The organism is Crinalium epipsammum PCC 9333 (genome assembly GCF_000317495.1).
In the GTDB taxonomy this organism is placed as follows: domain Bacteria; phylum Cyanobacteriota; class Cyanobacteriia; order Cyanobacteriales; family PCC-9333; genus Crinalium; species Crinalium epipsammum.
The window spans coordinates 4801580-4814051 of record NC_019753.1; the positions used below are offsets into that span (position 1 = coordinate 4801580).

At 39.2% G+C, this 12472-nt stretch carries 13 protein-coding genes; 4 read left to right on the top strand and 9 right to left on the bottom strand.

Annotated features, from left to right (window positions below; genetic code table 11):
* Window positions 1-30 precede the first annotated feature (30 nt).
* Complete coding sequence (locus CRI9333_RS20855) at window positions 31-426, bottom strand: PIN domain-containing protein (protein WP_015205137.1); 396 nt, start codon at window positions 424-426, stop codon at window positions 31-33.
* Entirely contained in the window at window positions 423-668 is a 246-nt protein-coding gene (locus CRI9333_RS20860; protein ID WP_015205138.1) for an AbrB/MazE/SpoVT family DNA-binding domain-containing protein, read from the bottom strand. The genes CRI9333_RS20855 and CRI9333_RS20860 overlap by 4 nt, the downstream gene beginning before the upstream one ends.
* 217 nt (window positions 669-885) lie before the next feature.
* On the opposite strand from CRI9333_RS20860, the gene CRI9333_RS28175 reads away from it, so the two are divergent.
* Together CRI9333_RS28175 and CRI9333_RS20865 are read left to right on the top strand one after the other, a co-directional pair.
* Window positions 886-1020, top strand: a complete 135-nt coding sequence (locus tag CRI9333_RS28175; protein ID WP_269667482.1) for a hypothetical protein — start codon at window positions 886-888, stop codon at window positions 1018-1020.
* A gap of 55 nt (window positions 1021-1075) precedes the next feature.
* On the top strand, window positions 1076-2329 hold the full coding sequence (locus CRI9333_RS20865) for an alpha-1,2-fucosyltransferase (RefSeq protein WP_015205139.1): 1254 nt from the start codon (window positions 1076-1078) through the stop codon (window positions 2327-2329).
* Between the two features lie 198 nt (window positions 2330-2527).
* Here the strand turns inward: CRI9333_RS20865 and CRI9333_RS20870 are convergent, their stop codons facing one another.
* Together CRI9333_RS20870 and CRI9333_RS20875 are read right to left on the bottom strand one after the other, a co-directional pair.
* Complete coding sequence (locus CRI9333_RS20870) at window positions 2528-3508, bottom strand: aldo/keto reductase (protein ID WP_015205140.1); 981 nt, start codon at window positions 3506-3508, stop codon at window positions 2528-2530.
* A 160-nt stretch (window positions 3509-3668) separates the two neighbouring features.
* Window positions 3669-4592 (bottom strand): phosphodiester glycosidase family protein, encoded by a 924-nt coding sequence (locus CRI9333_RS20875; protein WP_015205141.1) that lies wholly within the window; start codon window positions 4590-4592, stop codon window positions 3669-3671.
* 22 nt (window positions 4593-4614) lie between these two features.
* Between CRI9333_RS20875 and CRI9333_RS26955 the strand changes: the two genes are divergently transcribed.
* Entirely contained in the window at window positions 4615-4758 is a 144-nt protein-coding gene (locus CRI9333_RS26955) for a hypothetical protein (protein ID WP_015205142.1), read from the top strand.
* Window positions 4759-4761: 3 nt separating this feature from the next.
* On the opposite strand, the gene CRI9333_RS20880 is transcribed toward CRI9333_RS26955, so the two are convergent.
* The gene (locus tag CRI9333_RS20880) at window positions 4762-5757 is read right to left on the bottom strand and encodes a tetratricopeptide repeat protein (RefSeq protein WP_015205143.1); all 996 of its coding nucleotides are present in this window, start codon (window positions 5755-5757) and stop codon (window positions 4762-4764) included.
* Between the two features lie 276 nt (window positions 5758-6033).
* Here CRI9333_RS20880 and CRI9333_RS20885 point away from each other — a divergent pair, with 276 nt between their 5' ends.
* Window positions 6034-8097: an elongation factor G gene (locus CRI9333_RS20885; protein ID WP_015205144.1), complete on the top strand. Its 2064-nt coding sequence runs from the start codon at window positions 6034-6036 to the stop codon at window positions 8095-8097.
* A gap of 247 nt (window positions 8098-8344) precedes the next feature.
* Here the strand turns inward: CRI9333_RS20885 and pstB are convergent, their stop codons facing one another.
* The 4 genes from pstB to CRI9333_RS20905 form a co-directional block, all read right to left on the bottom strand.
* A complete protein-coding gene (pstB, locus tag CRI9333_RS20890; protein WP_015205145.1) occupies window positions 8345-9148 on the bottom strand; it encodes a phosphate ABC transporter ATP-binding protein PstB in 804 nt (267 codons plus the stop codon).
* Complete coding sequence (gene pstA / locus CRI9333_RS20895) at window positions 9142-10059, bottom strand: phosphate ABC transporter permease PstA (RefSeq protein WP_015205146.1); 918 nt, start codon at window positions 10057-10059, stop codon at window positions 9142-9144. Before pstA ends, pstB begins: the two co-directional genes overlap by 7 nt.
* A gap of 72 nt (window positions 10060-10131) precedes the next feature.
* Window positions 10132-11061, bottom strand: coding sequence for a phosphate ABC transporter permease subunit PstC (gene pstC / locus CRI9333_RS20900; RefSeq protein WP_015205147.1), 930 nt, complete (start codon window positions 11059-11061; stop codon window positions 10132-10134).
* A 230-nt stretch (window positions 11062-11291) separates the two neighbouring features.
* Window positions 11292-12287, bottom strand: coding sequence for a PstS family phosphate ABC transporter substrate-binding protein (locus tag CRI9333_RS20905; protein ID WP_015205148.1), 996 nt, complete (start codon window positions 12285-12287; stop codon window positions 11292-11294).
* Between the last annotated feature and the right edge of the window lie 185 nt (window positions 12288-12472).

A 12472-nucleotide genomic window follows, 5' to 3' on the forward strand; every position in this document is an offset into this window, starting at 1 on the left:
ACTAATAAATAATAATTTTTAATTGTTGATTTATAACAGTTTAATTCCTTCTAATTGACCCAGTTTATTATCAAAAGAAGCGGTTTCCTGACATCCAGCTAATTGGTTGAGTCGGGTAATTAGGTAGTCAGAAAAATCTGCTTTACCAGATTTCATTTGCTCAATTGCCCATTCTATAGCTGATCGATTTTCAAACACAAAAATATTAGCCGTTAAAATCTTCTCCAGTGTGTCAATCAGTTTTTCTCGACTTAGTTTATAACTTGTTCGCAAAACCCACACTACCTCGCATAAAACAATATTGTTAATTAAGCAAGGTTGATTAGCGAGCATCGCATCATTGATGTACTGTGATGCAACTTGCCACTGTTGTTCATCGTCCCGCACTAAAAAGCGCACGAGGACGTTGGTATCCAGCCCTTTCAAATTGACTCTCCTGCACATTGAGAAATTGCTGTATCCATTTCTTCTAGAGAAACGGTTTTTCTACCTGGTTCATACAGCATTCCAGATAATTCTCTGGCATCAATCTTAGCGGGTTGTAAATAAACTTTGCCATCTTCTCCAATTACAAAATCAATCGAGTCACCTGGTTGCAGGTTGAGCCATTCCCGAATTTTTGAAGGAATTGCAACTTGTCCAGAATTACTTAATTTAGTTAGTGCCATTATTGGTTATTTTTTTGTAATATATTTCTATTTTATCCATACTTTTCTAACCAAGTTTGTCGGAGCGATCGCACTTTAGCGTAACCCCACTCCGTCCTCACGCAGTGTGGAGGGCAAAATTTGATACGTTTGCCCTGGCTCATTTTGTATTAGGAATACTCAAGCGTGAATTTGTGGTATAGATTATGACAAACTTGTAATTAACCAGAACAATCAGATGACTCACTATGGGCTAATTTGTCCGGCAGCATCTGGACACCTCAATCCGATGACGACCTTGGGGTACGAGCTAACTGCTGATATTATTGAGCAAGTTGTATCTACGAGTAAACCTCTAAGATCGCAAACATAGCAGAGGTCTTTTTCGTGAGGACAACAAAAAATTTTAAAATCATTTATTTAATACAATGGAAAATTCTAAGTACTCGACCAAAAGCGAAACAGAAAGGGTGTTCAATGTATTTGATACTTTCCAAAAAGATGCAGCGAACACTTTTTCTACCTCAATAGACGGGACTGCTACTTCCATTGAGCCAGTTCTAACAATGTCCTGTCTTGGACAGTTAGGTCGATTCGGGAACCAACTGTTCCAGTATGCTTTTTTGAGAATCTGTGCCGAAAAAAGTGGCTCAAGAGTAGAGTGTCCATATTGGATTGGTCAGACTTTGTTTGGACACCAACACGCACCCATTTCTCAACGATTACCTCCCGCAATTGAACACCTGGATGAGGGAGAAAACTTGTTTGATATTATTCCTGAATTCATTCCTTATCTTGAAAAAATAGCGGATGCTAAAAGTTATCGCGTAGGTTCAGAAGCTCTTGAATCAGGTCTTGCTAATGTTGATATATGGGGTTTCTTCCAATTTCATACCCGATTATTTGCACCAGACAAAGAATACTTTAGATCGCTTTTCCAGCCCGTTAAGGAGCTAAAATCTCCTTTGGAGGATGCTCTAAATATTCTTCGCTCTCAAGGAAAAACGATAGTTGGAATTCACCTTCGACGAGGTGACTATATTACGGAACCGCAACTAGGCTTTACATTAGCGTTTCCAGCCAACTGGTATTGCGAATGGCTTAACGGGATATGGGACGAATTAGACAACCCAGTCTTATTTCTGTGTAGTGATGATCTCGACAGCATTCTTCCAGAATTTAAAAAATTTTCTCCTGTTACTTGGAAAGATTTAGAGGTGAATCTGCCAGAGAGTATGCAGAATTTAAACATAGAGTTTTATATTGACTTCTTTATTTTAAGCAACTGTGACATAGTTTGCAATAGCAATAGCAATTTCAGTTTTGTAGCTTCTATGCTCAATGAGCGAGGAAAATTATTTGTTCGACCTTACTGGAATTTTTCCACTAAATTCCAAATTTTTGATCCTTGGAACAGTGAACCATTGTTATGGATAGGGGATAAAAAGACTAAATTTTTCAAAACTTTTTTTGAGATTTTATACGTTACTTATGTTACCCAAGGTATAATAGCAATGTTCAAATGTATATTTATATATCTCCCCAAAGGCAGATTAAAAGGGTGGGGAATTAGAGCCTACTTGGCGTACAAAATTCAAGGAGTGATTGGTGTTTTAAAAAGCTTTTTGTACACATTAGGCTGGCGTTTTATCTGGAAAGAACAGGGGTCGAGGTATGAGTAGTATCCGACCAGAAAGTTAGAGTATTCTAAATAAAAAATGCTCCCCAAATCAATCCAGACAACCAAAAGACTTCTCTAAACTCGTCTGCATCTCCTGAATTATACAGTTGCAGACCTTCAAGTTGCAGTGCTTTTTTCCCAAACCCCTGCAACTTGTTCCCATTTTAGTGTTTACTAAATCTCTACAGACTGATACTAACTAGCGGTTGACAGTACTCATGTCAGGATAGCGATCGCCTGCTGCGACTCCTTTAGGCGCAACTTGTTCAATCCGACTTAATTCTTCTTGCGTCAGACTAATCTCAATAGCACCAATATTTTCTTCTAAATAAGTACGGCGCTTAGTACCAGGAATAGGAACAATATCTTCTCCTTGCGCTAACAACCAAGCTAATGCTAACTGGCTGGGAGTAACGCCTTTAAAGGATGCGATCGCATTTACCTGTTCTACCAGTTCCAAATTCTTGTTGAAGTTCTCACCCTGGAACCGAGGCGAAAATCTGCGGTAATCATCTTGCGCTAAATCATCAATACTTTTAATCGCTCCAGATAAAAACCCACGTCCCAACGGACTGTAAGGAACAAATCCAATCCCTAACTCCCGTACTGTCGGCAAAATCTCATCTTCTGGATCGCGAGTCCACAGCGAATACTCAGTTTGCAATGCTGTAATTGGGTGAACCCCATAAGCGCGGCGAATTGTATCAGGTGCAGCTTCAGAAATGCCGATATAGCGCACTTTACCTTGTTTTACTAATTCTGCCATTGCTCCAACTGTGTCTTCAATTGGCACATTCGGATCAACGCGATGCAGATAGTAAAGGTCAATTACATCAACTCCCAATCTTTGTAACGAAGCATCGCAAGCTTGATGCACATAATCTGGTTTACCGTTAACTCCTCCAAAACCCCCCTCTGCTGTGCGAACTATACCAAACTTTGTTGCTATAACTACTTGATCTCGGCGGTTTTTAATTGCTTTAGCTACTAACTGTTCATTAGTATGAGGACCATACATATCCGCAGTATCAAGGAAATTTACACCTAAATCTATTGCATGGTGAATAGTTGCGATCGCTTCTTCTTCATCTCTACCACCATAGAAGTCAGACATCCCCATGCAACCAAGTCCAAGTTCTGAAACTTCTAGTCCTTGATTTCCTAGTTTCCGTGTTTTCATGTCTTTTATCCTGATATGTTATTTAGAAATAGATCTTGAATCGTTGATGATCTTTCTTGCTTAATATTCAACATTGCTACAGTCTTATGCAATATACATCTCCAAGAATGTAGAGACGTTGTATACTACGTCTCTACAATGGTTCTAGGTGACATTTATTTTACTTATTTACTAAATTTTCTTGAACTATTAACACTGACTTAACAGGACGTTTAACAAAACTTCCTTTGTTACTCGCTTTGCCGTAAAAGGTCTTCCCTCTAAAGTAAATAGATGAAGAACTACCCCCATCCAAATTCATCGCTTTCTTCACACCCAAAGATTTCATAAAGTTAGCCAACGCTGTTAAAGACATCCCCGATTTATTAGGAGATTCCGGCTTTTGAGCTACCATTACTAAAACAATGCTGCCATCATCCGTAATCCCAACAGCACTTCTAGCATTAGGTTGATTACTTCCAAGGCTATCTCTAATAACTTTGCCGTTGACTATATCTAAAAAACCTTCTTGAATTAAGGGTAAAGTAATATCTTTTTCTAAAGGCAATAAACGAGAACCAGCGCCTAAAACATCAACTAATCGGCAATTTGTTAATGTTGGATCTTGGTGTAAGGCAATATCATAACGCAGGTTTGCTCCACAAATATAGCCTCTAAATTCTGTGCGATTTAGGATTTTATCTAAATAAGGAGTTAACTGAGGATTATTCATCAGTCGCTCATTTAATTTGGGATTTCCTACTAATAATCCTTGTTGAATAACAATAGAGGTAGATTTATAATTTTTTGGATCAAAAAATCCGCCATTCAAAACTGCGATCGCACGCTTGTTTTTAGCAAACTCTTCTACAGTATTCAAAGATGGAGATATTGCAGGCGTTACTGAAAAACTACTTTTAGCAGGAATGCGGAGAACGTGAATTAAACTTGAAGGTAGGGAATAAGAATTATATTGCAGATTTTGGGGTGGTGCTTGCACAGAGTCAGAAGGTGCAGTTATCGGATGGCGATCGCGACTTAAAAATAGCATTGTCCCAATAAGTGCAACTGGTATAGTCACAATTAGCAGCCAAAGTTTTCTCACTCTTCACAATCTCTAACTTACAATGGTTTCTCTTCCAATGCAAACGCATATTTCTTCAATAGGTTCTATTCCTGAACAAATCACTCAATTAAAGCTTGACCTACAAGATTTGCAAGAACAAATAAAGTATGAACGTCCGTATAATAATGGCTACAGAAAGAATTAAAGATTAGCGCGATCGCACTAACATTTCTTCAACCTTAGTCGCCCATTCAATATTCCCTTGGGCAATATATAATTGTTGAGCATATTGCAACACTCTTTGAGCTTCTGAATAGTTGTTCTGCTGTAAAAATACTATACCAGCACCATAATAAGCATTAGCATAGTTACGATTAGCTTCTGCTGATTTGCGAAATGCTTCTAAGGCTGTATCTAATTTACCCTGATTTAAATAAATCCCACCTAAATTATAATGAGCTTCTGCATATTTGGAATTAATTTTAATTGCTTGCTCAAAGCTTTTTTTAGCCTCATCTAGTTTACCTTGTTGTAGATACATTAAACCTAAATGGTAAACTGCTTCTGGTGCTTTGGGACTGAATTGTACGGCTTTCTTAAAAGATGCGATCGCATCTCCTAATTCCCCCAGTTGTTCCCTCACCAACCCCAAGTTATAATTAGCTACTCCTGAATTGGGGTTTAATTCTACCGCTCTTCCTAAGTAATCTTTTGCTTGTTGTAAATTGTTACCTTCTAACAAAGCTGCCCCTAAATTAGTAAACCCTAAAGCGAAACTAGGATCGGCTTGAATTGCGCGGTAAAAAGCATCTGCCGCTAGTTGTATTTCTCCTTGCTGTCGCAACGCCAGTCCTAAATTGTAATGCGCGGCGGCTAAGTCTGGATCTAACTGAGATGCTTGTCTAAAAGCTGCGATCGCATCTGCTACTTTTCCCTGTTGAAGTGACTGTAAACCTTGATTCATCCATTGTACGGCGGCTGGTAAACCTAATTGAGCTTGAGCCGTAAATATCGGTGCAGAAGCTATCTTTGGAAGAGTATTAGCACTGATAGGGGTGAAATCACCAGGCAGTAAGTAACTCAACATCAAAAAACATAGCATTAAAACAGTCTTACTTTGTTTTTTTGTTATATTGTGATTTGGCAAACGCAGATTCATTTCGATTTTATAAATATTTCTTTGCAATCCCTGATTTTTTTTCATAAAATTTATTCTTGCTTTAAGAAAATTAATATTACTTGATATTTCTTGCAGTAAATCTTAAAAGAAGTTGCAATTATTGTGACATTGATCAATAACACGCTAATCTCACAAACAGAGGGATTAAATCAGTGAACAATAAACAGTAGACACTGGACAGATTGTTAATCAAGGTTTCAATGACACCTCTCTAGAAATACCTGACAGGACTTGTGCTAACTGCTAATTGCTAACTGATATCCCACAGTTTAATTTTTTTTTAACTTAAGGCGGTGACTTATGAACGAAAAAGTCATGAAAGCCACAAGAAATGTGGCAGTTGTTGGTCCTTATTTAAGTGGCAAAACTACATTACTAGAAAGTTTATTATTTGTCACTGGAGCAATTTCGCGTAAAGGTAATGTCAAGGATGGCAATACAGTAGGCGATAGTTCAACAGAAGCACGCGATCGCACCATGAGTGTAGAGGTGTCAACTGCCAGCACGGAATATCAAGGTATTAATTTTACATTTGTAGATTGCCCTGGTTCAATTGAATTTATTCAAGAAACATACAACGCTTTAATTGGCGTTGATGCAGCGATTGTGGTTTGCGAACCAGTTTGCGATCGCGTTCTTACTCTTGCCCCCTTATTTAAGTTTCTAGACGATTGGGAAATTCCCCACCTAGTCTTTATTAACAAAATGGATCGGGCAAATAACAACTTTATGGACGTACTACACGCCCTGAAGACAGTTTCAAGCCGTCCATTAATTCCTCACCAATATCCTATTGGTCAAGGAGAAAATTTGATCGGTTTTATCGATCTAGTCACAGAGCAAGCTTATCATTATCATGCTGGTGCGCCTGCCGATCCAATTCCCCTGCCAGAGGAGTTGCGGGAACAAGAGCATACTGCACGGCAAGAAATGCTAGAAGAATTAGCAAACCTTGACGATCATTTGCTAGAAGAATTACTAGAAGAAATTGAACCGCCTGTAGAAGAAATCCTTCAAGATATCAAGATGGAATTAGGGGCGGATTTAATTGTACCTGTATTCTTAGGCGTTGCGGATCAAGATTACGGTGTACGACCATTGCTAGAAGCTTTACTGCGAGAAGCACCAGAACCAGAAACTACTGCGGAACATCGCGGAATTGTTTTACATGAAGATGCTCCATTAGCGCAAGTAATTAAAACTTATTACACTCCCCAAGGCGGTAAACTCTCCTTAGTACGGGTTTGGAAAGGTACGCTAACTGATGGCATAGTACTAAATAATGTCCGTGCTGGTGGTTTATATCGCTTAATGGGTCAGCAACCAATGAGTGTTCAGGAAGCCCAAGCTGGTTCAATTGTGGCACTAGGACGTTTAGAAGGAATTCATACAGGCGATACGCTTACGACTGCGGGTAAACAACTGGCGACAGAATTACCAAAAGCCGAACAACTAAAACCAGTTTATGCTTTAGCGATCGCACCAGAAAAGCGCAACGATGAAGTTAAACTGAGTAGTGCGATCACCAAACTATTAGAAGAAGATCCTTCCCTAGCTTGGGAACAACACGGCGACACCCACGAAGTTATCCTTTGGGGTCAAGGGGAAATACATCTGCAAGTAGCATTAGATCGACTACGGCGGAAATACAACTTGCCAATGACAACTCATTTACCGCAAGTTCCCTACAAAGAAACCATCCGCAAACCCGCCGCATCAGTGCATGGACGCTATAAACATCAAAGCGGTGGTCATGGACAATTTGGAGATGTTTACCTTGATATCAAGCCGTTAGAACGTGGACAAGGCTTTAATTTTGATGAAAAAATTGTTGGCGGAGTAGTGCCAAGGCAGTATATTCCAGGTGTAGAAGTTGGTGTGCGCGAGTATTTAGCACATGGGCCATTAGGGTTTCCAGTTGTGGATGTGGCGGTAACATTAACCAACGGTTCTTATCACACCGTAGATAGTTCCGAACAAGCATTTAAAAATGCTGCCCGCCTAGCTATGCAAAGTGGGATGTCTCAATGTCAACCAACATTGTTAGAGCCAATTATCTCAGTAAAAGTCTGTGCGCCCAATGAATATACTTCAAAAGTATTGCAACTTTTAACTGGTCGTCGAGGGCAAATTCTCGGTTACGATCGTAAAGTTGATTGGGTAGGTTGGGATCAAGTTTCCGCTTTCTTACCACAAGCAGAGATGCACGATTTTATTGTCGAGTTGCGATCGCTCACAATGGGTGTTGGCTTCTTTAGTTGGCAACCTGACCATCTACAAGAAGTTCCAGACAAACTTGCCGAGAAAGTGTTAGCAACAACCAGCAACGGGAACGGTAAAACTAACGGCAACGGTAATCATTAGACCTCTACCCCACCCCAACCCTCCCCTTATCAAGGGGAGGGAGCTAGTTTCCCCTAGGGCGTGTTTTCAAACCCTTCGATCCCCCCCGCCCCCCTTAAAAAGGGGGGAGAATCCAATCAAAGTCCCCCTTTTTAAGGGGGATTTAGGGGGATCTTAATCTGACGGGTTAGTTTGAAAACAAGCTCTAGCCCTCATTAACCCTCCCCTTATAAAGGGGAGGGTGCGCGGTAGCGCGGGTGGGGTAATTTCAACCAAAACGTCCACTTACATAATCTTGAGTCTTCTTCTGTAAAGCTTGAGTAAAAATCACATTAGTTTGGTTAAATTCCACCATCTCACCCAAATACATAAAAGCTGTATAGTCAGAAATCCGCGCCGCTTGCTGCATATTGTGAGTAACAATCAGAATTGTTACCTGTTCCTTTAACTGACTAATTAATTCTTCAATACTATTAGTAGCAATTGGATCTAACGCTGAAGTAGGTTCATCAAACAGAATAATCTCAGGATCAGTTGCTAAAGCACGCGCAATACACAAACGTTGCTGTTGACCACCTGAAAGATTAAAAGCCAAATCATGTAAACGATCTTTGACTTCATCCCATAAAGCCGCATTGCGTAAAGCTTTCTCTACCCTTTCATCTAAAATACTACGTTTTGATATACCCCGCACCCGCAACCCATAGACAACATTTTCATAAATAGACTTGGGAAAAGGATTAGGTTTTTGAAAAACCATGCTAATTCGCATCCGCACTTCTATCGGATCAACTTTAGGCGAAAGAATATTAACTTGATTAGAATCTAATAAAATTTCTCCTTGATAGCGATTACCAGGATACAAATCGTGCATCCGATTAAAACAGCGTAAAAAGGTAGTTTTACCACACCCTGAAGGACCAATTAAAGCTGTTACCTTATGTTCAGCTACAATCAAATTGATATTTTTGAGTGCATGGACTGAATTATAGTAAAAATTCAAATCTTTTACTTTGGCTTTTGGTCTGACTTTTACTTTATGTAACTTAGATTCCGATGCTTTTTCTACCATTTTAGTCCTTTGCGTAAATGATATCTTAGAAAAATAGCAATTCCATTCATTGCTACAGTCATACCAATTAAAACTATGCCTGCTGCTGCTGCATTCACCTGAAATTCTGGTTCAGGACGAGAAACCCAACTAAACATTTGAATCGGCATAACTGTGAAAGGTGCTTGCAACCAACTCCAAGAAATATAAGGAAATTCACCTTTAAATGGGGAGTCTGGTAAAAAAGCAATAAATGTTAGTGCGCCAATAGTAATTAGAGGTGCTGTTTCTCCAATTGCTCTTGCCAAACCGATAATTACACCCGTAAGAATGCTACCAATTGAGTAAGGTAAAAGATGATCCCAAACTACTTGCCCTTTAGTCGCAGCCATAGCATAAGCGGCTTCACGCATAGTATTGGGAATCGCCCGTAGTGCTTCACGAGTGGTAACAATTACTATCGGTAGTATTAATAGTGCTAAGGTTAAACCTGCTGCTAAAATACTCTCGCCTAACTTTAATTGATAAACAAATAAACCCAGGGCTAAAAGACCATAAATAATTGATGGCACACCTGCTAAATTTGTAACATTAATTTCTATCAGAGCAGCAATCCAATTCTTTTTGGCATACTCTTCTAAATATATACCTGAAGAAATCCCTAGTGGAATAGCTGCAAGTCCAGTCACAAACATTACTAGCACTGTTCCTACCCAAGCAGCTAAAATTCCGGCTTCTTCGGCATTACGAGAAGGATAAGAAAAAAAGAAGTTTTCGGTCAGGCGTGGCGCACCATCCATTGCTAACTTAATTGTTAATGCCAGCAGAGTTAACACTGCTATTAAAATAGACAACAAGCCAATAATAGTAAAAATTACATTGCCTATTTTGTTACGAGATACAATTGCTCGGATTTGCTCTACTGTTGCCATTTATATTCTATTAATCCTAGACATCAAAATTTTATAACCCGATCAAGTCAATGTTGATAGCTACCAGCTAAATTAGTAAATTTCTCGATAGCGCTTACTCAAAAAATATCCAATAATATTGAACGACAAAGTGATTAATGTCAAGGTTAATCCAGCTGCAAAAATTGTTTGATACTCTAAAGTGCCGTGAGGTAAATCACCCAGACTTACTTGCACAATGTAAGCCGTAATAGTAGCAGCAGGTTCCATCGGATTCCAAGTTAAATTTGGTTGTAATCCGGCGGCAATGGCAACAATCATTGTTTCACCAACTGCACGAGAAATTCCGAGAATATAAGCGGAAATAATTCCCGAAATAGCAGCAGGAAATACAATTTTCAAAGCAGTTTGTAGCCTTGTTGCTCCCATTGCGTAAGAGCCTTCCCGCAAATAAAGTGGCACTGCCCTCATAGCATCTTCACTAATAGAACTAATAAAAGGAATAATCATAATCCCAATGACCATCCCAGGACTTAACATATTAAATCCCGACAAATCAGGAAAAACTTGTTGCAATAGTGGCGTGACGAATAATAGTGCAAAGTATCCATAAACTACTGTCGGAATACCTGCTAGTAATTCCAAAACAGGCTTAATTATTTCGCGTAAACGAGATGGAGCAAATTCGCTGAGATAAATTGCGGCAATTGTACCCAATGGTATTGCTACAAACAAAGCCACGCCTGTAGTTACCAAAGTGGCTGTTATTAATGGCATAATTCCATAACGGGGGTCTTCAAATAAAGGACTCCATTCTGTATCAGTTAGGAATTTTGATAATGGAACTTGCCCAAAAAAGCTCAGAGATTCTGAAACTAAAATATACAGAATTGCGATAGTCGTTGCCACCGAAGAAGATGCAGCAAGAAATAATACAAATTCAATCGCTCGTTCCCGCAAAGAACGAATTACTTTTGGCGATAGCCGTACTGGTCTTGATGCTTGTATTGGTGTTTCAGTCATATTTAGTTAATAGCAATTAGCTGTTAGCAATTAGCTGTTAGCAATTAGCATTCATCTCATATCCGGCTGATTACTTATAATGTGTTGGGTTTCACTTCGTTCTACCCAACCTACATTGAGCGTAAGTGATTAAACAAACTTGATATCAGCCGTCAGCTTTAACAAAGTAGTTTCTTACTTAAAAGAATTACTGCTTGATGTTTTAGCTGATGGCTGATAGCTAATCACTTTTAGAATTTTGCTTCGCGCTGTAGCAATGCCTCAATTCTTAAACCTACGGGCGCATCACCAGCAAATACTGTACCAACTTTGCGCTTTTGCAAATGTTGTTTTGCTATAGCATAACCATTCGCAGGTAATGCTACATATCCTACTGCTGCTGATAACCGACTAGCATTGTTCATGTAATATTCTGCAAACTTCTTAACTTCTGGTCGTTGAAGAGATTTAGCATTTACATAAATAAAGATTGGTCGGGATAAAGGTTGATACTTACCACTTCTTACAGTTTGAGCAGAAGGTAGCACACCATTAATTGAAACGGCTTTAAGTCTGTTGGTATTAGCACGGTAATAGGCATAACCAAAGTAACCTAAAGCATTCTTATCTCTAGCAACACCCTGTACTAAAACGTTGTCGTCTTCACTGGGAGTATAATCACGCCGACTTGATTTAGGTTTACCAACAATGGCTTCGGTGAAATAGTCAAAAGTACCAGAATCGGGTCCAGCGCCATATAATCTTAAAGGCGCATTGGGCAATCCTGCACGTACTTGATTCCATCTGGAAACTTTACCTTGCGCCCCAGGTTCCCACATTTTCTTCAGTTCAGCCGTTGTCAGATTATTTACCGGACTTTGACGGTTCACAACAACTGTCAGTGCATCATAAGCTATGGGTAATTCAATATATTGAACACCAGCCGCTCGACAAGCCGCCATTTCTTTAGCAAGAATTGGTCGTGAAGCATCCGCAATATCTATTTCATTACGACAAAACTTTTTGAAACCGCCTCCAGTTCCAGAAATACCCACTGTAGCTCTCCCCCCACCTTTTTTCTGAAACTCTTCTGCAACTGCTTCAGTAATCGGATAAACGGTACTGGAACCATCAATTTGAACGGTACCTGGAGTTATAGACTGAACTGGAGATATTGGCAGACCTAATGTGCTAGCTACCAGAGCGATCGCACTTAATAATGATACCCGTTTAAGCATAAATGCCATGTTCTTGAACCCTTTAGAATTAACTCTAAAAATTACTTTTTAGTGCTTGCTTATGACAGCATAACGGCTCAAGTTTAAGGGGCTATAAGTTAAGATTATGAACAGGTTAAATTTACCAACTATTTTTGTTGCAATTTGTAAATCAATCTTTAGATTGAAAAATATACAATATTTAATCAAAATTT

Excerpts from the sequence above, each read along its gene's own strand:
- pstA (WP_015205146.1), bottom strand. The coding sequence starts at position 10,059 with ATGGCAACAGTAGAGCAAATCCGAGCAATTGTATCTCGTAACAAAATA.
- CRI9333_RS28175 (WP_269667482.1), top strand. The coding sequence starts at position 886 with ATGACTCACTATGGGCTAATTTGTCCGGCAGCATCTGGACACCTCAAT.
- CRI9333_RS20880 (WP_015205143.1), bottom strand. The coding sequence starts at position 5,757 with ATGAAAAAAAATCAGGGATTGCAAAGAAATATTTATAAAATCGAAATG.
- pstB (WP_015205145.1), bottom strand. The coding sequence starts at position 9,148 with ATGGTAGAAAAAGCATCGGAATCTAAGTTACATAAAGTAAAAGTCAGA.
- CRI9333_RS20905 (WP_015205148.1), bottom strand. The coding sequence starts at position 12,287 with ATGGCATTTATGCTTAAACGGGTATCATTATTAAGTGCGATCGCTCTG.
- CRI9333_RS20870 (WP_015205140.1), bottom strand. The coding sequence starts at position 3,508 with ATGAAAACACGGAAACTAGGAAATCAAGGACTAGAAGTTTCAGAACTT.
- CRI9333_RS26955 (WP_015205142.1), top strand. The coding sequence starts at position 4,615 with ATGGTTTCTCTTCCAATGCAAACGCATATTTCTTCAATAGGTTCTATT.
- CRI9333_RS20885 (WP_015205144.1), top strand. The coding sequence starts at position 6,034 with ATGAACGAAAAAGTCATGAAAGCCACAAGAAATGTGGCAGTTGTTGGT.
- CRI9333_RS20860 (WP_015205138.1), bottom strand. The coding sequence starts at position 668 with ATGGCACTAACTAAATTAAGTAATTCTGGACAAGTTGCAATTCCTTCA.
- pstC (WP_015205147.1), bottom strand. The coding sequence starts at position 11,061 with ATGACTGAAACACCAATACAAGCATCAAGACCAGTACGGCTATCGCCA.
- CRI9333_RS20865 (WP_015205139.1), top strand. The coding sequence starts at position 1,076 with ATGGAAAATTCTAAGTACTCGACCAAAAGCGAAACAGAAAGGGTGTTC.